The following is a 24,990-nucleotide window of genomic DNA, read 5'->3' as shown; positions in this document are numbered from 1 at the left end:
CCAAGGGGGACTATGTAAGAGGGAAGTTGAGCTTGCATCGGTAACCCTATGATGTTATTTTTCTTCTACAGTCCAAGAGTGTAAGGGTGGCGCGGTGAGTAAAAGACTGAAGCGCGCGGCCGCCGCCGCGTTGTTGCTGGGAGCATCGCTTGCGGCCAATGCCGCAGGACTCGGGCGGCTCACAGTCCTGTCGAATCTGGGGCAGCCGTTCCGGGGTGAGGTCGACCTCGTCTCCGTCAAGAAGGACGAGCTGTCGTCGCTGAACGCGAGGATCGCCAGCCCGGAGGCCTTCCGGCAGGCCGACCTGCCATTCACCGCGTATGTTTCCAACCTGAAGGTCAGCGTTCAGCAGCGGCCGAACGGCGAACCTTTCGTCCAGGTCAGCGCGGCCCAGCCGCTCAACGAGCCGTTCATCGATTTCCTCGTCGAGCTGTGGTGGAGCTCTGGCCGTCTGGTGCGTGCGTATACCGCTCTGGTCGATCCACCCTCGGTGACGGACAGTCCCGAAACGCAGAACGGCGACGCGGCCACCGTGAAGCCGGTCGCACCGCAACCCGAAGCGGCGGTCGAATCCGTTCCGGCCCCCGCGCCTTCCCGGAGCGTTCCCGAATCTCCTGTGCCCAGGCCGCAACCGCAGCCTGTGGAAGCGCAGACGCGCGATTCCGCGCCCAAGGCCCCTGAAGCGCCCGCGCCGCAATCATCCGCTCCGGCAACGCCCGCGGCCGAAGCCGCACCGCAGGGCAGCGAGTACGGGCCTGTGAAGAGGGGCGATACCCTCTCCAAGATCGCGCGCGAGAACAAGCCGGCGGACGTGACGCTCGAGCAGATGCTGGTGGCGCTGTACCGGAGCAACCCCGACGCGTTTGCCGGCAAGAACATGAACCGGCTCAAGACGGGGAAGATCCTGCGTGTCCCCGCGGCCGATGAAGCGGTGACTCTCACGGCGCCGGAGGCCCGCAAGGAAGTGAGACTCCAGGCATCGAACTGGAACGCGTATCGCGAGCGCCTGGCCGGTGCGGCCGAGTCCGGTCTCCCCGCCGACGCCGGTGCCGGCCGTCTCGCCACGGGCAAGGTCACGACCAAGCTCGAGGACAAGACCCCACTGCCTGCGGAACCCGGCCAGGACGTGCTGAAACTGTCCAAGGGCGAACCCTCCAAGGGGACGGCGGACAAGGCGCCGCCGGACAGCAAGTCACAAGACCGGATCCGCGCACTCGAAGAGGAAGTCGCGGCGAAGGGCAAGGCCGTTGCGGATGCGAACCAGCGCGTGGTCCAGCTGGAAAAGCAGATCAAGGATCTGCAGGCGCTGGTGGAGATGAAGAGCAAGGGGATGGCGGATCTGCAGAAGCCGCCGGCCAAGCCCGAAGCGCCTGCCACCCTGCCGCCGATTCTGCCCGCGCCCAAGGCGACGGAACCCGCGCCCGCACCGAAGGCGCCCGAAGCCGCAACTCCCAAGCTGCCGGAGATCCTTCCCCCCAAGACGCCTGAACCGGCGCCCATGCCGGGTCCGGCCGCCGGAACTCCGCCCGTGCCGGCCGAGACGCCCGCGGCCGCCCCGTCGGAACCCGCTGCGCCTGCCGAGCCCGCTCCGCCTCCCAAGCCGAAGCGCAAGTTTGTCCCGCCGCCTCCGCCACCGCCCCCGAGCCTGGTCGACCAGATTCTTGGCAACCCGATGGTTCTCGGTGGGGTCGCGGTCGTCGTGGCTGCGCTCGCCGGCCTGGGCTTCATGAGCTGGAAGCGCAAGAAGGGCGCGGGCAGGAGCGAGCCCTCTGCCATGGACGAGGAGGCGGCGGAAGCCGCGGAATCGGAAGACTCCTTCGGACCGGCGGGCTTCGGTGGCGCGGCGGCGGCCACGGCTGCGAGCGCCGTGGCCCCGGCGACCGGCGGGGCGGGGGACGAAAGCGATGCCCTGGCAGAGGCCGAGGTATTTCTCATCTACGGCCGGGACTCGCAAGCGGAGGAACGCCTGAAGGAGGCGATCGCCGCCAATCCCCAACGCCTGGAATTGCACGCCAAGCTGCTCGAGATCTATGCCAAGCGCAATGATCCGCTGGCGTTCGAGGAAATCGCCAAGGACGTGCAGATGGCGACGGGCAGTCAGGGCGAGAACTGGGAGAAGGTCGCGCGGCTGGGGTATCAGGTGGATCCGGGAAATCCGCGCTACGCATCCGGCAAGCCATCCGCAGACGACACGATGGAGCAGACGATACCGGGCATGGAATCGACGGTGCAGATGGAGTCCTTCGACGGTCAGCCCAAGGACGACCTCGATTTCAATCTCGACTTCGAGAGCACCTCGTCCGGTTCTTCCACAGACATCGATCTCGCCCAGCTGGGCCGCGACCTCGACGCCAATCCCGCCACCACGACGGACATCGATCTCGGTCAGTTGAGTGGTGTGGCGACAGCCGACGACGTGTTCGATCCCAGCAAGACGCTGGCGACCGAAGCGTTCGGTATGCAGCCCTCGAGCGACGAATCGCAGGCGTTCGATCCCACGGCGACCATTGCGCCGACGGACGCCGGCGACATGCCTACCCTGCCGGGGGTGGGCCTGGGCGCTGCGGCGAAACCCAAGGCGGGCGACGAACTGGATTTCGAGATCTCCGGGGACGAGGCAACCCTGAGCGGCACCACCAACGTGAGTTCCATGGACGATCTGGGATTCGACCTGGATACGCTGAAGCTGGATTCGCCTCCGCTGGAGAGCCCGGAATCGCTCGACGCTACCCGTCCTGGCACCCTGGCTCCGGCGAACGTGGAAGATACGTCAGCCACGATGCCGGGTGGCGCGCCCGATCTGGACCTGTCATCCATCAGCCTCGAACTCGGCGACACCAATGCGACGATGCCGGGAGGGGGCGCGAAGGACGAGAAGTGGTACGACGTGCAGACCAAGTTCGATCTGGCCAAGGCGTACCAGGAGATGGGCGACAAGGAAGGCGCACGGGAGATCCTGGAGGAGGTGATTGCGGAAGGGGACGCCGAACAGCAGCAGGCAGCCCGCGATCTCCTGACTTCGCTCGGTTGACGGTCCCCATCCTCACCCTGCCATGACGAACGCCGCCTCCGGGCGGCGTTTGCCATTCGCAAGCCCATGAATCCGCCCTGTCCGCACCGGTCTTGCAGGTCATGAGAGTCGCTCTCGGGGTCGAGTACGATGGGCGGGGATTCTGCGGCTGGCAGACCCAACCGGCGGGCTGCGGTGTCCAGGACGCGCTGCAGCGCTCGCTCGCACGCATCGCCGGCCATCCAGTCGACGTTGTCTGCGCAGGTCGAACCGACGCTGGCGTGCATGCCAGGGGCCAGGTCGTGCACTTCGACACCATTGCCGAGCGGCCGGAAACCGCATGGACCCGGGGAGTCAACGCTTCCCTGCCGGACGGAGTAAGCGTCCTGTGGGCGCGCCCGGTCGACAACGCTTTCCATGCACGGTTCGACGCGCTCGCTCGGGCGTATCGCTATACGATTCAGGTTCGTTCCGCCCGCCCGGCGCTGGAGCATGGCCGCGTCGGCTGGTGGCCGACGGAACTCGATCTGGAATGCATGTGCGATGCGGCGGCGCATCTCGTGGGCACGCACGACTTCAGCGCATTCCGGGCTGCCGAATGCCAGGCGCGTTCGCCCGTGCGCACCCTGGAGGCGCTGCGAATCCGCCGCCGCGGCGACCTTCTGTTCTTCGATCTGCGTGCGAACGCGTTTCTCCATCATATGGTCCGCAACATCGTCGGCAGCCTCGTATACGTGGGCGCAGGGCGTCGACCCGAGGAATGGATTCGCGCTATCCTCGAGTCGCGCGACCGCCGCCTCGCCGCGCCGACGTTCGCGCCCGACGGGTTGTGCCTGCAAGCGGTGTACTACGACGCGAAGGTCGGTCTGCCAGTACCCGATTCATAGGGAAGGTCTCATCAATGGGCGCGGATCGCATGGCAGTCGGAAACGGGCGATGGCAAGGCGTGAGGCGAAGGCGAGATGGACCTCCGTCGCGATCGCACACGTCGATCAGATCTTCATGGCATCCCCGCACGTCTCTCTGCATCCATCACGCATGCCTACTCGCATAAAGATTTGCGGAATCACCTGGCTCGATGATGCACTCGAGGCGGCAAGACTGGGTGCGGACGCCATCGGGCTCATCTTCTTTGCGGGAAGTGCGCGGCACGTGGATGCGCAGCGGGCCGGTGACATCGTGAGTGCGCTGCCTCCCTTCGTGACCACAGTGGGTCTGTTCGTGGATCCGTCCCGGGCGGAGGTCCTCTCCGTACTCGAGCGCGTGCCCCTCGACCTGTTGCAGTTCCACGGCGGCGAGACGGCCGATTTCTGCGCATCTTTCGGACGGCCCTACATCAAGGCGATCGCGGCGGCGCCGGGGGTCGATTTGCTACAATCCGCCGCGACATATCCGGCTGCCCGCGGAGTCCTCGTCGATGCGTTCGTGCCTGGAGCGCATGGCGGAACGGGAGTCACGGCAGACTGGAGTGCCATCCCCAGGCAGATGCCGCTGCCGGTCGTTCTGGCCGGCGGACTTCATCCAGGCAACGTCGCGGAAGCGATCCGCGCCGTGAGGCCCTGGGCCGTGGACGTCTCGAGCGGTGTGGAAAGCACCAAGGGCGTCAAGGATCACGACAAGCTGGCCGCATTCGTGCGAGGAGTTCGCAATGCAGATGTATGACTTGCCCGACCAACGCGGGCACTTCGGTCCCTACGGTGGTGTGTTCGTCGCGGAAACGCTCATCCACGCGCTCGACGAGTTGCGCACCGAGTACGAGAAGCTCCGCAAGGCCCCCGCTTTCATCGCGGAGTTCGAGTACGAACTCAAGCACTACGTCGGCCGCCCGAGTCCCGTGTACTTCGCGAAGCGCCTCACCGACAAGTGCGGCGGAGCGCAGATCTGGCTGAAGCGGGAGGATCTGAATCACACCGGCGCGCACAAGATCAACAACACCATGGGGCAGGCACTCGTCGCGCGTCACATGGGCAAGAAGCGGATCATCGCCGAGACCGGCGCAGGTCAGCACGGCGTCGCTTCCGCGACCGTCGCCGCCCGCTACGGCATGGAATGCGTGGTGTACATGGGGTCGGAGGATGTGGAGCGCCAGGCCCCGAACGTCTATCGCATGAAGCTTCTCGGGGCATCCGTTGTTCCGGTCGAGAGCGGTTCACGCACGCTGAAGGATGCCTTGAACGAGGCGATGCGCGACTGGGTCACCAACGTGGAAAGCACGTTCTACATCATCGGCACCGTGGCCGGACCTCACCCCTATCCGATGATGGTGCGCGACTTCAATTCCGTCGTGGGCCGCGAGTTGCTGCAGCAGATGCCCGAGGCGATAGGCCGGCAGCCCGATGCCATCCTCGCGTGCGTCGGAGGCGGCTCCAATGCCATGGGGGCGTTCTATCCGTACATCACGCGCGACGAAGTGCGCCTGATCGGCGTCGAAGCCGGCGGATCCGGCATCGCATCGGGCAAGCATGCCGCGACACTGTGCGCCGGCCGGCCCGGTGTTCTGCACGGCAATCGCACCTATCTGATGCAGGACGCCAACGGGCAGATCACCGAGACGCACTCCATCTCCGCAGGACTGGACTATCCGGGCGTCGGCCCCGAGCACGCGTGGCTCAAGGATTCCGGCCGTGCCGAATACGTGGCCATCACCGACGACGAAGCCCTCGAGGCCTTCCATACGCTCTGCAGGCTGGAAGGCATCATCCCCGCGCTCGAGTCGAGCCACGCAGTTGCGCACGCCATGAAGATGGCGAAGGACATGCCTCGCGACAAGGTGCTTCTGGTCAATCTTTCCGGCCGGGGCGACAAGGACATGAACACGGTCGCCAAGCATTCCGGCATCACGTTCTGAACGGCCGGACACTCCGCCAGTCGTTCGACCTCCCATCCCGCACCGTGCCGCTGCCAAAAAGGGCCGGACATCCGAACGAACAATTCATCCCATGTCTCGCATAAGCACGACCTTCCAGCAGCTACACCAGCGCGCCCGCAAGGCGCTCATTCCTTTCGTGACGGCCGGCGATCCGGACAAGGCGGCCACCGTGCCGATCATGCATGCCCTCGTGGAAGCGGGTGCAGACATCATCGAGCTGGGTGTCCCGTTCTCGGATCCGATGGCCGACGGGCCGACCATCCAGCGCTCGAGCGAGCGGGCGCTGAAGAACGGCACCTCGCTCGCCGACGTCCTCGCCATGGTGTCCGAATTCCGTGCGCGCAACGATGCGACGCCCGTTGTCCTGATGGGCTATGCCAACCCCATCGAAGCGATGGGGTACGAGGCCTTCACTGCCGCAGCGAAGAAGGCGGGGGTCGATGGCGTGCTGGTCGTGGACTATCCCCCCGAGGAAAGCGCAGCGCTCACCCATCGGTTGCGGGAAGGCGGCATCGATTCCATCTTCCTGCTGTCGCCGACCTCCGATGACAAACGGATGCAGGACGTCGCGCGGCTGGCGAGCGGCTACGTGTACTATGTGTCTCTGAAGGGCGTCACCGGTGCGGCGCACCTGGATCTCGCAGAGGTGTCCGCGAAGATCCCGGCGATTCGCAAGCACGTCGCGCTGCCGATCGGCGTCGGCTTCGGCATTCGCGATGGCGCCACGGCGCGCGCGATCGCTTCCGTATCGGACGCCGTGGTGATTGGCAGCCGTCTGGTTCAGGAGATCGAATCGTCGGCACGCGATCAGGTGGTGGGCAACATCGGCGCGCTCGTTGCCTCCATCCGGCAGGCAATGGACGCGTGAGCGCTGCGTCCGAGTTCATCCACGAGCCCGCAAGAGCGGTCGCGGGCGTCATGAGGGAGGCGTCGAAATGAGCTGGTTGCAGAAGCTTCTTCCGCCCAAGATCAACCGCAACGCCGGCACGTCCCGCAAGGCGGTCCCCGAAGGCCTGTGGAGCAAGTGCGAGGTCTGCGAGACCGTCCTCTACCGTGCCGATCTGGAAAAGAATCTGAGCGTCTGCCCCAAGTGCGGCCACCACATGCGGCTCACCGGTCGCGAACGCCTGGATTGCTTTCTCGATCCCGAAGGCCGCTTCGAGATCGGAGCGGAAGTGGTTCCCATGGACTTCCTCAAGTTCGTGGACAGCAAGCGCTATTCCGACAGGTTGCAGCAGGCGCAGGCCGAGACGGAAGAAGAAGACGCGCTGGTCGCCATGCAGGGCAGCGTGAAGAACATCCCCGTGGTCGTCGTGGCGTTCGAGTTCAGGTTTCTCGGAGGTTCCATGGGATCGGTCGTGGGCGAGCGCTTCATCCGCGCCGTTCAAACGGCCGTGGAGCAGAACATGGCTTTCGTGTGTTTCAGTGCGAGTGGGGGAGCGCGCATGCAGGAGGGGCTCATGTCCCTCATGCAGATGGCCAAGACCACCGCTGCACTCACGCGGCTCGGCCGGGCTGGCTGCCCATTCATCTCCGTCCTGACGGATCCGACCATGGGGGGCGTCTCGGCGAGCTTTGCCATGATAGGTGACCTCGTCATCGCGGAACCCAATGCGCTCGTGGGTTTCGCGGGACCCCGCGTCATCGAGCAGACGGTCCGGCAAACGCTTCCGGAAGGGTTCCAGCGTTCCGAGTTCCTTCTCGAACACGGTGCTGTGGACATGATCGTCGACCGCAGAGAGATGCGCGACCGGGTTGCGGCCCTTCTCGCGATGCTTTCGAGGCTGCCTCAGCCCGGTTGATCCTGCAGGCTTCACCCATACCCTCATGACGTCTTCTGGCAGCGTGCCCGGCACTCCGGGCAGCGCAGGCCGCAGCCTGCACGATTGGCTCGCCTACATCGAAAGCCGGCATCCGAAGGCAATCGACATGGGGCTCGAGCGAGTGCGCGAAGTGGCCGCGCGGCTCTCCCTGCTGAAGCTCCCGTTTCCCGTCATCACGGTGGGGGCACCAACGGCAAGGGATCGACCTGCGCGATGCTGGAGGCGATGCTTGCCAGCGCGGGGCATCGGACGGGTGTGCCACGAGCCCCCATCTGGTTCACTACAACGAACGCGTGCGGGTCGATCGCAGACAGGCGAGCGACGAGGAACTCTGCGACGCATTCGAGGCAGTCGAGAGCGCGCGCGGCGACATCACCCTGACCTACTTCGAGTTCGGCACCCTTGCCGCGGTCAGGCACTTCATTCGCACGCAGGTCGATGTGGCGATTCTGGAGGTGGGACTCGGGGGGCGGCTGGACGCGGTGAACGTCTTCGATGCCGACTGCGCGGTCGTCACCTCCGTCGGCATCGATCACATCGACTACCTGGGAACCACCCGCGAGTCGATCGGGTTCGAGAAGGCCGGCATTTTCCGGGGGGGGCGCCCCGCGGTCATCGGCGACCCCGAACCACCCGACTCCCTCGTCCGGCATGCCCTCGATGTGGACGCCACCCTGATGAGGGCAGGTGCGGACTTCCGCGGCGTCATCGAAGAGGGGCAATGGCGATACGAGGGGCCAGGTGGCCTGCGGGCCGGTCTGCCGTTTCCCGCGCTTCGGGGCGCGTGTCAGGTTAGCAATGCTGCAGTTGCCATCACCGCACTGGATACCTTGCGCGACCGGATTCCAGTAAGCGCGGGGGCTCTCCGCGAAGGTCTGCTCATGGTGATGCTCCCGGGCAGATTCCAGGTGCTTGCCGGCCGTCCGTCGACGATCCTGGATGTCGCGCACAATCCGCATGCAGCCCGGGCCTTCGCACAGACGCTCGGCCATATGGAGCGGGCACGTCGCACGGTCGCGGTGTTCGGCATGCTCCAGGACAAGGACATCGCTGCGGTGGCACGGGAGATGAGGCCGCATGTGGACTGCTGGAACCTCGCTCCGCTACCGGGGGTGCGAGGCGCCAGTGTGGACATTCTCGAACGGGCGCTGGATGACGCCGGGGTCCTCGACGAGATCCGCCGGTACGATGACGTGGCTTCGGCGTTCGATGCAGCGAGGGCCGAAGCGCACGCCGATGATAGAATTTTGGTGTTTGGTTCCTTTCTCACCGTTTCGCAGGCTCTCGCGTCCCTATCGCGGCGAGATCATTGATCGATGGCGCACCCCGTTTCCGACGAAGAGATAAAGCTGCGCAAACGTGCCCGCCGAAGACTGGTCGGCGCGATCGTGCTGGTGGCGATAGTGGTGGTGGTACTGCCCTGGTTCGTGGACAACGACCCGCCGCCGCCTCTCAAGAACGTCAACATCGTGATTCCGAACGTGCCGCCCGTGGAAGAGAAGTTCCCCGCGGCAGCCGAGCCGAGCACCGCACCGGCGCAGACTCCGCAGACACCTTTGCCACCGGCTTCGACCGGGACCGGGCCAGTGCCTTCTCCCTCCACGGGGGCGGAATCCGGCAGTGTTCCACCGCCTCCGGCAGGGAGCGCGCCAGCGGCAGAGCCCCCTGTAGCTGCGGACCCGCCGGCCATTCCCAGAACGACGGTCACGGAAGAACGGCGCAGCTCCGCGAAGCCACCGGAGGCGCACTTGGATCAGAAGAACGGGCCAGAGACCAAGTCCAAGGATCCGGCGCCGCAGAAGCCGGGACCCAAGGCGAACACGCCGGCCAAGGGGTTCGTGGTGCAGTTGGGTGCGTTCTCGTCGCGCGACAACGCGAAGCAGCTGCTCGATCGCATGCGGGCCAAAGGCTTGAACGGGTATCTCGAACCGGTCAAGACACCGGATGGCACGAAGACTCGCGTGCGAGGCGGACCCTACGCGACGCAGGAAGCTGCGCAGAAGGCGCGGACGAAGCTCCTCGCGGAGAAACTGGGCTCGGGTGATCTCAAGATCGTGCAGCACGGGCAGTGATGACCTGGTTCGACATCGCCGTGCTGGCGATTCTCGGTGTGTCGATGTTGCTGGGGCTCTTGCGCGGCCTGGTCAAGGAGCTGGTGTCCCTGGTGGCGTGGATTGCGGCATTTTTCGTGGCCCGGCAATTCGCGCCGTCGGCCGCGGTGCTTCTTCCAGCCGCGGTACGACCCGATCCGGTCCGCTATGCCGTCGGCTTCGTGCTGGTACTGATCGCTGTCCTGCTCGTGCTCTGGATCATCGGTTTCCTCATGACGGAATTGCTGAAGGCCGGCGGATTGTCGGGCACGAACCGTGCCCTCGGGGCATTGTTCGGTCTGGCGAGGGGAGCGGTCATCGTGACCATTGCCGTGGTCCTCGGCGGGCTCACGCCACTGCCGCAAAGCGTGGGCTGGCGCAATGCCTGGCTTTCACCCCCGTTCGAGCAGATCGCCAGAAGTGCGAAACCGTGGCTGCCCGACGTGGTGAGGGCGAACATTCGCTATGATGAAGATTGATGTGCCGGCCGCAGGGCCGGAGCTTCTATAGGTCCTGGGAACATGTGTGGAATTCTGGGTGTCGTGTCGACCGGCCCCGTCAACCAGTTGTTGTACGACGGATTGCTGGTTCTTCAGCACCGCGGTCAGGATGCCGCAGGCATCGTCACCGGCGAGGGCAGCATGTTCCACATGCACAAGGGCAGCGGCTTGGTGCGTGACGTGTTCCGCACCCGCGACATGCGCAATCTGAAGGGTACGGCCGGTATTGCACATTGCCGGTACCCCACAGCCGGTTCTGCGGCGAATTCCGCCGAGGCTCAACCCTTCCACGTCAATTCGCCATTCGGCATCGTCCTTGGCCACAACGGCAATCTCACCAATTCCGAACAATTGAAGCGCGACCTGTTCCTGGAGGACCTGCGTCACGTGAATACCAATTCGGACTCCGAGGTGCTGCTGAATGTCCTGGCGCATGAACTCCAGACGAGCGCGCCCGGATTTCGACTCACACCTGATGCGATCTTCGAGGCAGTGGCCGGCGTTCACCGCCGCTGCCGCGGGGCTTACGCCGTGGTCGCGAGCATCGCCGGATTCGGATTGCTGGCATTCCGTGACCCCTACGGCATCCGGCCGCTCATCGTGGGACAGGCCACGACCGAGGCAGGCGTGGATTACATGGTGGCTTCGGAAAGCGTTGCGCTCGACACGCTGGGCTACAAGATCATGCGCGACGTCATGCCCGGCGAAGCGATTCTCATAGACTACGAGGGCAACTTTCACGCACGCCCGTGCGCGCAGAATCCCTCGCTCAATCCCTGCATCTTCGAGTACGTGTATCTCGCTCGTCCGGATTCGGTCATCGATGGAATCTCTGTCTACGAGACCCGGCTGCGCATGGGGGAACGCCTGGCCGAGAAGATCCTGCAGGATCACGGCGATCTGGACATCGATGTCGTCATTCCCATTCCGGATTCCAGCCGGCCCGCCGCCATGGAACTCGCCAGCCGGCTCGGAGTGGCGTACCGGGAAGGATTCATCAAGAACCGTTACATCGGCCGGACCTTCATCATGCCGGGCCAGTCCGTGCGCAAGAAATCGGTCCGCCAGAAGCTCAACGCGATCGGCATGGAATTCCGGGGCAAGAATGTGCTTCTCGTCGACGATTCCATCGTGCGGGGAACCACGAGCCGGGAGATCGTTCAGATGGCGCGCGAGTCCGGCGCCAACCGCGTGTATTTTGCGTCGGCCTCGCCCCCCGTCCGCTTTCCGAACGTGTACGGAATCGCCATGCCGTCTGCCAAGGAACTGATCGCGAGCGGGCGCAACGACGACGAGATCGCGCGCGAGATCGGCGCGGACCGCCTCGTGTACCAGGATCTCGATGCGCTCGTGGATGCTGTCCGTTCCGTGAACCCGGCCATCGAGAACTTCGAGACGTCCTGTTTCAATGGCGTCTATGTTACGGGTGACGTCACTGCCGAGTATCTGGCGGGCATCGAGGCGCAGCGAAACGACGATTCGCTGGCGCGCCGGGGTTCGGTCGCCAATACGCAGCTCGATCTCAATCTCGTCGAGGCGGGGTGACGTGGCGGCGAAGATGACGTAGACTCGTTCTGGCTGTTCGAGAGGGCAGCGGCGCCGATTTGAAGACAGCTTGCGGGCGCCATAGAAATCCGGCTAAAGCGTTCCGAATGAAGAACCCGTTCGAGCGCCCGCGCCGGACGGGTTTTTTCGTTCTGGAGCACCCAAATGAGAATGACGGAATACGATGCGCAAACGCTGGCGATACGCAGTGGCATCCATAGGACTGAATTCGGCGAACACGCCGAGCCCCTGTTCCTGACGTCCAGCTTCGTTTTCGAGAGTGCTGCCCAGGCAGCCGCCCGGTTTGCCGGTTCCGATGCCGGGTACGTCTACTCGCGCTACACCAATCCGACCGTGGATGCGTTCGAAGAACGCCTCGCCGCCCTCGAGGGCGCCGAATGCTGCGTGGCGACTTCATCAGGCATGGCGGCGATCCTGGGATGCGCGATGGGACTTCTGCGCTCCGGCGATCACATCGTCGCTTCGCGCAGCCTGTTCGGTGCCACCACGCAGCTCTTCAACAATCTTCTCGGGAAGTTCGGTATCGCCACCACGTACGTTCCACTGGCCGATCCGGCCGCGTGGGCGGCGGCTGTCCGTCCCCAGACGAAGCTCTTCTTCGTCGAGACGCCTTCCAATCCCATGATGGAGATCGCCGACATCCCGGCGCTTGCCGACATTGCGCACCGGGCCGGCAGTCTGCTGGTAGTCGACAACTGTTTCTGCACCCCCATCATTCAGAAGCCTCTCGCGCTCGGTGCCGACATCGTGGTTCACTCCGCGACCAAGTACCTGGACGGACAAGGGCGGGTCATGGGCGGCGCGGTCCTGGGCAGGCGTGACGTGGTGCTCGAACCGTTGACGGCGTTCCTTCGCAATGCCGGCGCGACCCTCAGTCCGTTCAATGCGTGGGTGGTGTTGAAAGGGCTCGAGACTCTGCCCATCCGGATGCAGGCACAGTCCGCGACCGCGGACTTGCTGGCGCGCTGGCTGGAATCGCATCCCAAAGTGAAGCGCGTTCACTATCCGGGCCTGGAATCGCATCCTCAGCACTCGTTGGTGAAGGCTCAGCAGAAGACCGGCGGGGCTGTGCTCTCGTTCGAGGTGGCCGGGGACCGCGACGCTGCGTGGCGCATCGTCGATTCCACGCGGATGATCTCCATCACGGCCAATCTGGGGGACACCAAGAGCACAATCACGCACCCCGCGAGCACCACGCACGGGCGAATCTCGCCCGAAGCCCGGCAGGTGGCGGGGATTGGCGAAGGGTTGCTGCGCCTTTCGGTCGGGTTGGAGTCGTTCGACGACCTTCAGGCCGATATTGCCCGCGGACTGGGTTCGATCTAGAGAACGTCTGATTGCGGCCCGTGCATCCTTTTGGCGGCCTGAGACAGGCGGATGGCAAGTCCGGAGGAGTTGTGCGAGACGTGGCATCTGGCTGAACCGGTCGATGCCGCCACCACGCGTGTCCGACGCAGCGCGGGAACGGTCTTCAGTGACCGCCCGGTTTGGGAGCGCTTTCGCCGGGGGGATCGGCATTGCGCAAGGAAACGATCGCCGCCACGGCCGACCAGATCGCATCATCGGGCAGCGAGCCTTTCCACGCCGGCATCATCTTTCCGGCGCGTTTTCGGCCATAGGAAATTGTGGCGTGGAGCGAATCCACCGACAGATCGCTCCGGTTGCGCAGCGAGGGCGCCTTGAAGCCGCGAGCTTCCGTCCCATGACAATAGCCGCCACAGGTCTTGTTGAGCAGATCGAGGCCCTGCGCGATGACATCCGGACTGGCGAGATCGATGCCTCCCGTCTTCCGGAGGCGGCAGATCCTCCGCAGTGACGGTGCCCGCAGCAAGGCACACGGCCAGCAGCCACAGATGTTTGGTGAGCGAATGGTTCATCATGAATGAGCGCCGTCCTGAGGAACGGCACTTCGAGGTTTTCGTGGAACGGGAGGCCCCGCTCCGGGGAATTCGAGGCAGCCCGGAGCGGGGCAGGAAGGTCAGCGGGTCAGCTTGAACGCGAACAGATTCGCGCCCGCGGGAAAGTCGCCGACTTCCGGATAGATGGCAGCCACGATCGCCTGAGCGGCAGAGCCGATTCCGCTCGGCACGAGGATGTACTGCTCCCCGCCGGCCATGTAGCTGATGATGCCGCCACGCGAGCCGGACCCCATGTTGAACCGCCACAGTTCCGTGCCGCTTCCAGCGTCATACGCGTACACGTACCCCTTCATGTCGCCGCTGAAGACCAGGTTGCCCTTGGTCGCCAGAATGCCGGAGATGCGGGGGTACTTGTCGTGGACGGTCCAGAGCTTCTTGCCGGTGAACGGATCCCATGCATCGATGGCACCATGCGCCACGTCGCCGGGCGGATGCACCCACGACAGATCGGCGCCCGCGTACCAGCCGGGCAGGGGGTCGAGCGAAGGACGTTCCGGCCGGACCTTGGCCACCTCGCAGATCTCCTGCCGGGAGTTGAACCACACTCCGGTCTCCGCGTTGTAGGCACCCGCATTCCAGCTTCGTCCTCCCAGCATCGACGGGCAGAACATGGCGCCCTCGGAGATGGACGGCGGATTGCGGCCCACGAGCTGGCCGGTCTTCGGGTCCACGGTCTTCACGAACGTCATGTGCTTGTTGATGCTCCACGCGTTCTGGACCTTGCCGTTCGTCCGGTCGTAGATGAACACGAAGCCGCTCTTCGCCTGATGGATCATCAGCTTCTTGTCGCCCTTGTTGACCAGCACGAACTCGCCGAGCGTCGAGTCGAAGTCCCAGTCGTCGTGCGGATGCTCCTGGTGGTACCACACCAGTTCGCCGGTGTCCGGACGCATTGCCAGCACGGACGAACTGTAGAGGTTGTCGCCAGGACGGGCGCCTACGCCGCTTGCACGCTTGTGGCCGTCCGGGCCATCCAGGGGAGCAGCCCAGTCGAACCACGGGGAAGGATTGGACGTGCCGTAGTAGATGAGATCCAGCTCCGGATCGTAGCTGCCCACGTGCCATGCACCGACGCCGGCGTACTTCGCGCTCGATTCGCCGAAATCGTTCATGCCCCAATGGTCCTCTCCCTCGAGAACGGGATCGAAGTACCAGACCTGCTCGCCCGTCTTCTGGCTCAGCCCGAAGATGCCGCCTCCCCGCGCCGGAATGCCTCCCTGGGTGGAACCGAAGATGAGCTTGTCCTTCACGGCCAAAGGCGGGGAAGTGAACATGCAGCCGCACTTGAGCGTGTCGACGAGCTGCGTCTCCCACACGACCTTGCCGGATTTCTGGTCGAGCGCGATCGCCCGTCCGTCGATGGTGCCTACGTAGACCTTTCCATTGGCGACCGTGACGCCGCGTGAATAGGGACCCACGGGAAGCTTGTCCACACCGTCCTTCACCTTGGGGAAGTAGTGCCAGATTTCCTCGCCCGTCCGTCCGTCGACCGCGAAGACCCGGTTGTAGGACGCGGTGTAATAGATCACACCGTCGACAACGACGGGCGTGACTTGCAGGCCCTGCGTGATTTCGCCCGCTTGATGAACCCAGGCAACGCCCAGCTTCTTGACGTTTGCGCGGGTGATCTGCGTGAGGGGGCTGAAGCGGTGTGCGTCGTAAGTCCGGTGGTAGCTTGGCCAGTCGCCTGGTGCCGCGTTCTGGATGGTGTCGACGCCCGCCGCGGCGCTCGTCTGAGCGACCGCTGCCACGAGCACGCCGAGCATCCAGCGCCCGTACGTTGGATTTCTCATGCCCTACTCCTCCTGTTGTCGTTGACATATCGGCCGTCCGACGTTGCGGGCTGCCGTCCCTGCCGCCGGAACTCGGGGAGTACCGGCGGTATGGGAGCCCTGACGGTAGCCAAGGCAGGAGTGGCGACCTACGGACATTTCTCCACGGAGACTGGGGAAAACGTCCAAGGATTTCCGGGAAGCAGTGGCGCCGTGGCCGAGCGTGTTCCCGTTGATCAGGGGGGGATATTCCTCGACAACAGCGGGAGGACGCCTGAGGAAGGAAAGCGTCGCGCTCCGTGCGTCCAGCCATGGCGGACGCGCTACTGCGGCGCAGTGTCAGCCGGGAATCGTGACCGGAATGCGAGTACAGCCACCGGCGTCGGCACGAAGATACTCGGCGCGTGTCTCCCAGTCGGACAACACCCAGCGTTCGCAGAGGTGTCCATCGACCACATGTTCGTGCCGTGCGGGACGATGCGTGTGACCGTGGATCATGCGGGCGAAGCCATGATCCCGGAACGTGGCGCTGACCGTATCGGGGGAAACGTCCATGATGACCATGGCCTTCTCGCGCTTCTCGCGTTCGGAGGAGGCGCGCACCTGTCCGACCTGCGCCCTGCGCGCTTCCAGGGGCATGGCCAGAAACTGCCGCTGCACGCCCGGGTCACGCACGTGGCGCCGGAACGCCTGGTAGGCGACATCGTCCGTGCAAAGGGTGTCTCCGTGCAGGAGGAGCGATGGTGCTCCGTGGAGATCGACATGCAGCGGATCCGGGACGAGCCGGGCGCCGGTTGCCGAGGCGAAAGCAGGACCCAGCAGGAAGTCGCGGTTCCCGTGCATCACGGACAGCGGGACGCCGCTGTCCGTGAGCTGCCGCATGGCCGAGACGACCGTCGCGTTGAGGGGCTCGTCGAGGGTGTCGTCACCCACCCAGAAGTCGAAAAGATCGCCGAGCACGTAGACGTGTCCGGCGTCGCGTGCCGGACCGCCGAGGAATGCGAGCAATGCCTCCGTGATGTCCGGCCGGGTCTCGGACAGGTGAAGGTCGCTGATGAAGAGGGTAGGGGACACGAGCGGTCCGGATCCGGTTGTCCCGGGCGCGCGCCGGGACAACCGGTGCCGCGCTTACTCGACGACTTCGGCCTTCATGATCACGACGTCCTCGGCGGGAACGTCGCGGTGCATGCCGCGGCTGCCGGTCGTGACCTTCTTGATCTTGTCGACGACCTCTTGCCCGGCGACGACCTTGCCAAATACGCAGTAGCCGTACTCCTGGGCATTGGGTGCGCGGAAGTTGAGGAAATCGTTGTCGCGAACGTTGATGAAGAACTGCGCCGAGGCCGAATGCGGGTCCGGTGTGCGGGCCATGGCGATCGTGTAGGCGTCGTTCTTCAGGCCGTTGTCGGCCTCGTTCTTGACGGGGTCGCGCGTGGGCTTCTGCGTCATTCCCGGTTCGAACCCGCCGCCCTGGATCATGAAGTTGTCGATGACGCGATGGAAGATCGTGTTGTCGTAGTGGCCGGCCTTCACGTACTCCACGAAGTTCGCGACCGTGAGCGGCGCCTTGGCGGCGTCCAGTTCCAGGCTGATGGTGCCGAGGGAAGTGACGAGATTGATCATGCGATGCTCCTGATTATTTTGTTCCGAGGACGCGCACATCCTCGATCACGACGGTCTTCTGCGGCACGTCGGTCGGAAACGGTCCGCCGGGTCCTGTCGGGACGGACACGATGGCCTCCGCCACTTCCATTCCCTTGATCACCTTGCCGAAGACGCAGTAACCCCAGCCGCGGCCGGTGGGTGCCGTGTGATCCAGGAAAGGATTGTCCACGACGTTGATGAAGAACTGCGCGGTGGCCGAGTGCGGGTTGCCCGTCCGCGCCATCGCGAGCGTTCCCACCGTATTGTGCAGTCCGTTGTTCGCTTCGTTCTGCACCGGCTCGCGCGTGGGCTTCTGCGCATAGTCCTTGGTGAATCCGCCCCCCTGGATCATGAAGCCGGGAATCACGCGGTGGAAGATGGTGCCCTTGTAGAAGCCGTCCTTCACGTACTGAAGAAAGTTCTCGACGGTCTTCGGGGCCTTGTCACCATACAGCTCGATGGTCATCACGCCGAGATTGGTCTTCAACTCCACGGTCTGTGCAGATGCGGAGAGCGCCGGAAAAACGAGCGCCGCGCACACCGCGAGGGTGCTGACGAATTTCATGGGTCTTCCTCCGAAGGGGTCGATGCTGCGGATCAGGCGGCGCTTTCCTGGATGATCTTCCAGCGGCTGCCTTCGCGGATCCAGTAGACCCGCTTCTTCATCACGTTCGACAGATTGTTGCTGCGGTAGTCCTGAGTGAAAGTCGACACGGCGAGAGGCTGCTGGCCCGGATAGAGAAACAGGCTCACGTCGTCGAGCTTCACCTTCACCCACTGCTTGCCGGCGTTGACCTGCCGCTTCTGCGCCGCCCATTCGGCCAGTCCGGCGCTGCCGGACGAAAAACCGCTGGCGTAGTGCCCCAGGTAGCGGTCGGTCTGAAGACTTTCCCAATCGTTGCGCCATTGCTCGATCGCCGTTTCGAGTTCGGCGCGCGACTGGCCGACATCCGCATTGGAGACCCACTGGACGTCGTTGGCGATGACCACCGGCGTCACCCCCACCTGAAGGTACTTCTCGATGGATTCGAGATCCTGGTTGGTGAGAACGACGCATCCGTCGGATGCGCGCGGAGGCCGGCTGTAGGTGTCGCGAGGAGTGCCGTGGAGCCAGATGCCGTGCCCGTCCCGGCCATTGCGGCGGTCCCATTCGTTGGGATAGTTGAGCGGGAAGGCTCCGGAACCGTAGAAATCGGTCAGCTTGGCCCGGGGCAGATTGGCCGTCACGTGGTAGACGCCCACCGGGGTGCGCTTGTCACCTTCGCGGCTCTTCTCCACGCCGTTCTTGCCGATGGTGATGTAGTAGTCACCCACGTAGTGGGCGTACCGCCGCGGTTCTCGAACATGAACAGCGTGGAGCGGGTCGTATCGACGACGATGGCGAACTTCTGCTCCGGGGCCAGGCGCAGCAGGTTGCGCGGAACCCGATCTCCGGGCAAGGGCAGCTGCTGCCTTTGCAACCGTGCCTTGGCTTCGTCGCGCAGGTCGGCCAGACGGTCTGCGGGGCCGTCAGGTGCATTGCCCATCGTCACGAGAGGGCGGACCCGGGCCATCAGCAGATCGCCCTTGATGAGCTGAGCGAGCCGGAAGTTCGGATTGGCCTGCAGCAGTCGGTCGAGCTGGTCGTGCGCTGCTGCCAGGCGGTCTTCCGCAATGTCCTTCAGCACGCCGACCAGCAGAGCCTCGGGGCCTTCACCTGCACGAAGCTTGCGCTCGACGGTGCGGGTCGCATGAAGCGGTTTGCCGCCCATGGCGAGGGTATCGGCCGTGAGACAGGCGACCGTCGCTGCCGCGGCGAGGGCGCTGAGGGTGCCGGACCAGAACTGCGCGCGTGGAGTCATCGGACCACTTCTTCTTGCTGTATGAGCCACCGGCCGTTGGCGCGGATCATCGTGACACGCTTCCTGCCGCTCGTCTTGAGCGACTCCGACTGGTACAACTGCCTGAAGGTTACGACGGCCTCTTCGGGTCTGGCAAATGTGACCTTGGGCCCTTGCACCTGGACCGTGATGCGCTTGCCCTTGCCCACTCTGTCGCGGCGGGATTGTTCCCAGTCCGCCCGGCTCTGGCCGCCAGGGGGACGGAAACCGGGAGCGTAGAAACCGAGATACTGCTTGATGTCTCCCGCCGACCAGGCTTTGGCCCAGGCTTGAAGCGCGCGCAGCACGTCCGCCTGCGGGTCTGCCGTCTCCCGGCCGGGCGGTTCCTTGTCTGTGGCGGTGGGCTTGAGCACCGGTGCGTTGTCCACCGAGGGCGCGGGTGGCTTGCTGCCGGCTGGCGGCGGCGATCCTGCCGCCGGAGCGCTGGGCTGAGGGGCGGGCGAAGCGGAGGCCGATGGCGTGGTCGAGGGAACCGGAGGCACGGGCGGGTCGGCAACGGCCGACTTCACGAGGGGCTGGGCCGAGCCTGGGCGCTGTGAAAAGAGATCCTTCACCATGGCCAGCTTCGCCCTGGCCGAACTGTTGTTGGAATCCAGCTGCAGCGCCTTGTCGTAGGCCTCCCGCGCCATCTTGGCGTAGATGTCGCCGAGATTCTCGTGCGCCGTGGCATAGGAAGGATGGGTTCTGATCGCCGTCTCCAGAGCTCGCCGCGCCTTGTCGTCCTGCCCCTGCGCGGCGTACAACACGGCGAGATTGTTGTACGGCTCCGGCAGTTCCGGGAAATCTTCGGTCAAGGCGGTGAATATCTTTATGGCGTCCGGCTGTTTTCCCTGCTCGGAGAGAATCACCCCCTTCAGGAAGCGGGCGCGGGCGTCGCGCGGTTGCCTTGCCAGGATGGCATCCACCTTGTCCATCGCGGAGGCAAGGCTGCCCTGTGCATGGAGCCGGCGCGCTTCCTGGAAATCGTCGGTTGCAGCATGTGCCGGAACAAGAGTGGCGAGGGCGAGAACGACGCAGGCGAGGGCACTGCTTAACCGAATCATCGTGCTATACTTTTTTTTGAAGTTTCTCTGCGAGATATCGCAGATATGTTGCTGTATTGAGGAACGATTTTAACAACAAGGGGCGCCCCTCACAATTGCAGAATGCATCGATCACGGACGCGTTCTCCTGCGGCGCTCCAGCGTTCCCCATTCTGCCTGCCGCTTCCGCTGCCGCCCCGCTGCCGGCTTCGCCGGGTAGCTGTGGCGCCGGAATCGATCCTCCGGTATGTTCGTTTCAACACTTGCCGCCCAATAGAGACTGGACGCCCCATGGTACTACCGCGGGCGCCCGACTGCGGCTTGTCCATGAATTCAACGGGCTCTCTTCCCGAGTAACCCGTGCGCCGGCCCGTGCCGCGCACTCGCACAGCCGGTAGCCATGCTTCGCATCCACAACACGCTGACCCGCCAGAAGCAAGACTTTGTCCCGATCCGTCCGGGGGAAGTTCGAATGTACGTCTGCGGAATGACGGTTTACGACCTGTGCCACGTCGGCCACGCGCGAGTCATGGTCGTCTTCGACACGGTGGTCCGCTGGCTGCGGGCCCAGGGTTACCGCGTCACCTATGTCCGGAACATCACGGACATCGACGACAAGATCATCGAGCGGGCCGCGAAGAACGGTGAGACCATCACCGCGCTTACCGACCGCTTCATCGCTGCGATGCACGAGGATGCCGACGCGCTGGGTGTCATGCGGCCGGACCACGAGCCTCGTGCCACCGGGTCCATCGCCGGAATGCTGGGTCTCATCGCGAAGCTCGTCGAACGCGGACTCGCGTACCCCGCCGCGAACGGCGACGTCTTCTACTCCGTGCGCAATTTCGCCGGCTACGGCCGCCTGTCCGGAAAATCGCTGGAAGACCTCCGCGCAGGGGAACGCGTGGACGTCGACGGCAACAAGCGCGATGCGCTCGACTTCGTGCTCTGGAAAAGCGCCAAGCCGGGTGAGCCGCAGTGGGACTCGCCCTGGGGACCCGGGCGACCCGGTTGGCACATCGAGTGTTCCGCCATGAGCGAGGAGTTGCTGGGCGAGCACTTCGACATTCACGGCGGCGGCCAGGACCTCCAGTTCCCGCACCACGAGAACGAGATCGCACAGTCCGAAGGCGCGCACGGTCACACATTCGTGAACTACTGGATGCACAACGGATTCGTCCGCGTCGACAACGAGAAGATGTCGAAGTCCCTCGGCAACTTCTTCACGGTCCGCGACGTGCTGTCCCGCTACGACCCCGAGGTGGTCCGCTTCTTCATCGTGCGTGCGCACTATCGCAGCCCGCTCAACTACTCCGATCAGCATCTCGAGGATGCTCGCAGCGCGCTGACGCGGCTGTACACGGCACTCAGGAACGTACCGCCGATCGACGCTCCCATCGATTGGGCGGATCCCTGCTCGACACGGTTTCGCGAGGCCATGGACGATGACTTCAACACGCCGGAGGCGTGCGCGGTCCTGTTCGAACTGGCCAACGAAGTGAACAGGACGCAATCCCCGGCGCGTTCTGCCTTGCTCCTTCGACTCGGAGCCCTCCTGGGCATCCTGCAGCGCGAGCCTGCGGAGTTCCTGCGCTCGGGTCCGGGAAGCGGCGGACTCTCGGACAGCGACATCGAAGCGAGCATCGCCCAGAGAACCGCGGCGAAGAAGGCGCGCAACTTTGCCGAGGCGGACCGGATCCGCGCCGAACTCACGGATGCCGGGATCGTGCTGGAAGATTCTTCCTCGGGCACGACTTGGAGACGGAAGTGACAACGTACGGAGGACTGCCATAGACCAGTTCCGCACGGCCTTCCCGCCGCTGCTCATCGCGATGCAGCGGCACCTCGCATTGATCCACCGGCTTGTGCAGAGCGTCGCCACGGGCCAGGCGGTCGAGACGATCGACTCGGAATACTGGGACTGGGTGCGTTCGGGCGCCGGCGGCCTCGCCGCGGAACTGCGAAACCCGGAGCTGAGGCGTTCGTGGGAGGAACTGCAGCGGGTCCACGGCGAGCTGCTGGTCGTCGCCGAATCGTGTCTCACGGCGGTGCGGGCAGGGGATGCCGGGCTCGCCCAGCGCTGCCTCGATCAGGTCTTCGACAACTCCAGCCGCCTCGTCGAACTGATCGTCGGCGGCTCTCTGCTGGAGCTCACCGACGCGTTCACCGAGCGCGAGAGGATGATTTCGGAACGCTACGAGCGGGAATTCCTGGAAGCAGCGGAGATCGGCCGCTTTTCCGTGAGCCTCGCCGACCATCGTGTGCTGTCGGCGGACGAGAACTTCGCCCGGCTGTTCGATCGTAAGCCCGACCAGATCCTCGGCAACGACATCCGCAGCATCCTGGATCCCGACGCCTACGACGAACTGGCGATGGGCACGCTGCCGGGTGCCACCGCGCGCGTGCTGACGGGAGTCGTGTCGGACGGCGGACCGTCCCTCGAGATCGTGGGGTACCGGGAGCGCGACCGCTCCAAGGAAGTCCTGCACGGATTCGCGGTCAACGCGACAGCTGCGGTGCATGACGCCCAGCAGCGCCGGTTGCTCTCCACCGCCATCGACTGTTCGGACCAGGTGGTCGTGGTGACCAATGCCCGCCAGGAGATCGTGTACGTGAATCCCGCGTTCACGCGCCTCACGGGCTACACGAAGGACGAGGCCACCGGCCGCAACCCCAGGTTCCTGCAGGGGCCGGCGACCAGCGAGGATGGTCGCAAAGCCCTGCGGGACTGCATTGCGCGAGGCATCCAGGGGCACCGCGAGCTCGTCAACTATCGCAAGAACGGCACGACCTATTGGGTGGAGCTGTCCGTCGTGCCGGTTCGCGACGATCGCGGCGTTCTCACCCACTGGATCGCCATCGAACGCGACATCAGCGATCGCAAGGCGCAGGAGAAGGAAATCGAGCGCCTGGCGATGGAGGATCACCTCACCGGCCTGCTCAACCGTCGGGCGGCAGAGGCGCGGCTGGAAGTGGAGTGGAGCCGTGCGCGACGCGAGAAGAGCCCGTTTGCCGTGGCGCTCGTGGATGCGGACCGCTTCAAGCTCGTGAACGATCAGTATGGCCACCATGTCGGCGACCAGGTTCTGATCCATCTCGCCCGTACTCTGGAGAGCAATCTGCGGGGCGGCGACTGGATCGCCCGCTGGGGCGGGGAGGAGTTCCTCATGTGCCTGCATGGTCTGGATGCGCGCGGAGCCGTCAACGCAGGGGAGCGGGCCCGCAAGTTCGTGAAGTCCAATCCGGTTCCCATTGCCGTGGGCAGTCTGCCCATCACCGTGTCGATCGGCATCGTGCTCTACTCGTCGCAGGTGGACAGCATCGAGCAGCTCCTCGCAGCAGCCGACGCACTCCTGTACGAAGCGAAGCACACGGGACGGGACAAGGTGCTCGTGGCGGGTTCGGGGGGCGGTTCGCGTACCGGGCTGATCTGGGAGGGCTCGCAGGTGCAAAGCGCCCTGCACGAGTCGCGAGTGCTCCCCGCCTTCCAGTCGATCGTGGATCTCAAGACCGGCGAATTGGTGGGGGAGGAGGTGCTGGCGCGGATCAGGACGCGGGAGGAAGCGATCATCCAGGCCCAGCAGTTCATCCTGGCGGCCGAAGCGTTGCATCTCATCAACGCGATCGACCGTACGGTCACCCGGAGCGCGCTGGAGCGCACGGCCGAAGCGGTGGAGCGTTCCACCGTGCTGGATGCGTACTTCATCAACCTCTCTGCGCAGTCGCTCGCGGACAAGGACCTCGTCACCACGCTGTGCGACCAGGCGCTCGCCTTCCGCATGCTGAAGGGAGGCGAGAATCCCATGGTCATCGAGATCACCGAGCGCCAGACGGCGGACATGAGCACGTTGCGCGCTCATCTGGATCCACTGCTGGAAGTGGGTTTCCGGCTCGCGCTCGACGACTTCGGCAGCGGGTATTCGTCGTTCCGCTATCTCGCCGAACTGCCGGTCCACTTCCTCAAGCTCGAAGGATGGATGGTGCGGGAGCTGATTCATGTTCCGCGTGTGCGTCAACTCGTGGAAACCATCGTCGGGACGGCGCGCACGTTCGGACTGAAGACGGTGGCGGAATGCGTCGAAGACGGAGAGACCGCCCAGGTTCTCTGCGACATCGGCGTCGACTGGGCGCAGGGTCATTACTTCTCCCGGCCCCGGCTTGCTTCCGGCCAGGAAGTCGACTGACACCCCGCGCTCCCGCCGGCTTTCGCACCCTTTCTCTTTCGGAACCGCGCCCGCGCCCCGCTTTTCCCTCCGTCCGACCCGGACGTTTCGAACCTCAAGAAAGCGCCGCCCGCGCCGAAATGTCTTCCGTATTCTGAAGTGTCGTCGGCGGGCGTCGTTCGTGCTCGACAGAGCCCGAATGCCCGATTCCCGCCGCATCCGTTCAGTGCGCATCAAGGAATTGCGGAATTGGCAGTGGTCTCTCGCGGCTTCACCCTCATCGAACTCGTGGTCGTCATCGTCATCCTGGGCGTTCTCGCGGCGATCGCTCTGCCCCGATTCATCGACCTCACCGGCGATGCCGAGCGCGCGAGCATCCAGAGCTTCACCGGAGCCTTGGCGGCTGCCCAGTCCCTGGCATTCACCAAGATGACCGTGGCGGGCGTCGGTTACGCCAGTCACTCGGAGCTGAGTCTCAATCAGATCGTGCGGTGCGCCTCCAATCCGCAGATCGGTCCCAACGGCAATTCCTGGGGTGGCCACTACATCGCTCTGGCCGGCCTGAGGTCCTCGGTATTCTCCGATCCGGTGCAGAACGCATGCAGCGGCAACACCATCAGCTTCAACACGAAGTCCGGCCGCAGCGTCACGATCACCAACAGCGCAAGCGGCATCGCCTGGTCGGCCACGCCGGCATACTAGGAAAGGCCTGATCGATGTTCTCGAACCGTT

Annotated in this window: 21 protein-coding genes and 1 pseudogene; 14 read left to right on the top strand and 8 right to left on the bottom strand. The window is 64.6% G+C overall.

Annotated features, from left to right (window positions below; genetic code table 11):
* Positions 1-94 precede the first annotated feature (94 nt).
* From IPK20_00735 to IPK20_00685, 11 genes and pseudogenes are all read left to right on the top strand, one after another.
* Positions 95-3,031, top strand: coding sequence for a hypothetical protein (locus IPK20_00735; protein MBK8015353.1), 2,937 nt, complete (start codon positions 95-97; stop codon positions 3,029-3,031).
* A 101-nt stretch (positions 3,032-3,132) separates the two neighbouring features.
* The gene (gene truA, locus IPK20_00730) at positions 3,133-3,897 is read left to right on the top strand and encodes a tRNA pseudouridine(38-40) synthase TruA (GenBank protein ID MBK8015352.1); all 765 of its coding nucleotides are present in this window, start codon (positions 3,133-3,135) and stop codon (positions 3,895-3,897) included.
* Between the two features lie 151 nt (positions 3,898-4,048).
* A complete protein-coding gene (locus tag IPK20_00725; protein MBK8015351.1) occupies positions 4,049-4,672 on the top strand; it encodes a phosphoribosylanthranilate isomerase in 624 nt (207 codons plus the stop codon).
* On the top strand, positions 4,665-5,858 hold the full coding sequence (gene trpB, locus IPK20_00720; GenBank protein ID MBK8015350.1) for a tryptophan synthase subunit beta: 1,194 nt from the start codon (positions 4,665-4,667) through the stop codon (positions 5,856-5,858). The genes IPK20_00725 and trpB overlap by 8 nt, the downstream gene beginning before the upstream one ends.
* A gap of 91 nt (positions 5,859-5,949) precedes the next feature.
* A complete protein-coding gene (locus tag IPK20_00715; protein ID MBK8015349.1) occupies positions 5,950-6,747 on the top strand; it encodes a tryptophan synthase subunit alpha in 798 nt (265 codons plus the stop codon).
* Between the two features lie 67 nt (positions 6,748-6,814).
* Positions 6,815-7,681: an acetyl-CoA carboxylase carboxyltransferase subunit beta gene (locus IPK20_00710; protein MBK8015348.1), complete on the top strand. Its 867-nt coding sequence runs from the start codon at positions 6,815-6,817 to the stop codon at positions 7,679-7,681.
* Between the two features lie 25 nt (positions 7,682-7,706).
* Positions 7,707-9,015: pseudogene (folC, locus tag IPK20_00705) on the top strand (bifunctional tetrahydrofolate synthase/dihydrofolate synthase).
* A gap of 3 nt (positions 9,016-9,018) precedes the next feature.
* Positions 9,019-9,774 (top strand): SPOR domain-containing protein, encoded by a 756-nt coding sequence (locus IPK20_00700; protein ID MBK8015347.1) that lies wholly within the window; start codon positions 9,019-9,021, stop codon positions 9,772-9,774.
* Positions 9,774-10,271, top strand: coding sequence for a CvpA family protein (locus IPK20_00695; protein ID MBK8015346.1), 498 nt, complete (start codon positions 9,774-9,776; stop codon positions 10,269-10,271). The genes IPK20_00700 and IPK20_00695 overlap by 1 nt, the downstream gene beginning before the upstream one ends.
* Before the next feature lie 42 nt (positions 10,272-10,313).
* Positions 10,314-11,837 carry an amidophosphoribosyltransferase gene (gene purF / locus IPK20_00690; GenBank protein MBK8015345.1) on the top strand — a complete coding sequence of 508 codons (1,524 nt, stop codon included), beginning with the start codon at positions 10,314-10,316 and terminating at the stop codon, positions 11,835-11,837.
* Between the two features lie 171 nt (positions 11,838-12,008).
* Positions 12,009-13,184: an O-succinylhomoserine sulfhydrylase gene (locus IPK20_00685; protein ID MBK8015344.1), complete on the top strand. Its 1,176-nt coding sequence runs from the start codon at positions 12,009-12,011 to the stop codon at positions 13,182-13,184.
* A 145-nt stretch (positions 13,185-13,329) separates the two neighbouring features.
* Here IPK20_00685 and IPK20_00680 read toward each other — a convergent pair whose 3' ends face one another.
* The 8 genes from IPK20_00680 to IPK20_00645 all read right to left on the bottom strand — a co-directional run bounded on the left by IPK20_00680 (position 13,330) and on the right by IPK20_00645 (position 20,116).
* On the bottom strand, positions 13,330-13,689 hold the full coding sequence (locus tag IPK20_00680) for a c-type cytochrome (GenBank protein MBK8015343.1): 360 nt from the start codon (positions 13,687-13,689) through the stop codon (positions 13,330-13,332).
* A gap of 147 nt (positions 13,690-13,836) precedes the next feature.
* Positions 13,837-15,570 carry a PQQ-binding-like beta-propeller repeat protein gene (locus IPK20_00675; protein MBK8015342.1) on the bottom strand — a complete coding sequence of 578 codons (1,734 nt, stop codon included), beginning with the start codon at positions 15,568-15,570 and terminating at the stop codon, positions 13,837-13,839.
* A 318-nt stretch (positions 15,571-15,888) separates the two neighbouring features.
* Positions 15,889-16,623, bottom strand: a complete 735-nt coding sequence (locus tag IPK20_00670) for a UDP-2,3-diacylglucosamine diphosphatase (GenBank protein ID MBK8015341.1) — start codon at positions 16,621-16,623, stop codon at positions 15,889-15,891.
* Between the two features lie 54 nt (positions 16,624-16,677).
* Positions 16,678-17,172, bottom strand: a complete 495-nt coding sequence (locus tag IPK20_00665; protein MBK8015340.1) for a peptidyl-prolyl cis-trans isomerase — start codon at positions 17,170-17,172, stop codon at positions 16,678-16,680.
* A 13-nt stretch (positions 17,173-17,185) separates the two neighbouring features.
* Positions 17,186-17,758, bottom strand: coding sequence for a peptidyl-prolyl cis-trans isomerase (locus IPK20_00660; GenBank protein ID MBK8015339.1), 573 nt, complete (start codon positions 17,756-17,758; stop codon positions 17,186-17,188).
* Positions 17,759-17,790: 32 nt separating this feature from the next.
* On the bottom strand, positions 17,791-18,507 hold the full coding sequence (locus IPK20_00655) for a L,D-transpeptidase family protein (GenBank protein ID MBK8015338.1): 717 nt from the start codon (positions 18,505-18,507) through the stop codon (positions 17,791-17,793).
* Positions 18,417-19,034: a hypothetical protein gene (locus IPK20_00650; protein ID MBK8015337.1), complete on the bottom strand. Its 618-nt coding sequence runs from the start codon at positions 19,032-19,034 to the stop codon at positions 18,417-18,419. Before IPK20_00650 ends, IPK20_00655 begins: the two co-directional genes overlap by 91 nt.
* Positions 19,031-20,116, bottom strand: coding sequence for a tetratricopeptide repeat protein (locus tag IPK20_00645; GenBank protein MBK8015336.1), 1,086 nt, complete (start codon positions 20,114-20,116; stop codon positions 19,031-19,033). The genes IPK20_00650 and IPK20_00645 overlap by 4 nt, the downstream gene beginning before the upstream one ends.
* A 379-nt stretch (positions 20,117-20,495) precedes the next feature.
* Here IPK20_00645 and IPK20_00640 point away from each other — a divergent pair, with 379 nt between their 5' ends.
* From IPK20_00640 to IPK20_00630, 3 genes are all read left to right on the top strand, one after another.
* On the top strand, positions 20,496-21,866 hold the full coding sequence (locus IPK20_00640; protein MBK8015335.1) for a cysteine--tRNA ligase: 1,371 nt from the start codon (positions 20,496-20,498) through the stop codon (positions 21,864-21,866).
* 61 nt (positions 21,867-21,927) lie between these two features.
* Complete coding sequence (locus tag IPK20_00635; GenBank protein MBK8015334.1) at positions 21,928-24,279, top strand: EAL domain-containing protein; 2,352 nt, start codon at positions 21,928-21,930, stop codon at positions 24,277-24,279.
* 234 nt (positions 24,280-24,513) lie between these two features.
* Entirely contained in the window at positions 24,514-24,960 is a 447-nt protein-coding gene (locus IPK20_00630; GenBank protein MBK8015333.1) for a prepilin-type N-terminal cleavage/methylation domain-containing protein, read from the top strand.
* Positions 24,961-24,990: the final 30 nt, after the last annotated feature.

Source organism: Betaproteobacteria bacterium (genome assembly GCA_016713305.1).
Taxonomy (GTDB): Bacteria; Pseudomonadota; Gammaproteobacteria; order Burkholderiales.
Note: the sequence above shows the minus strand (reverse complement) of the source record. Positions and strands in the feature narration are given on the sequence as shown.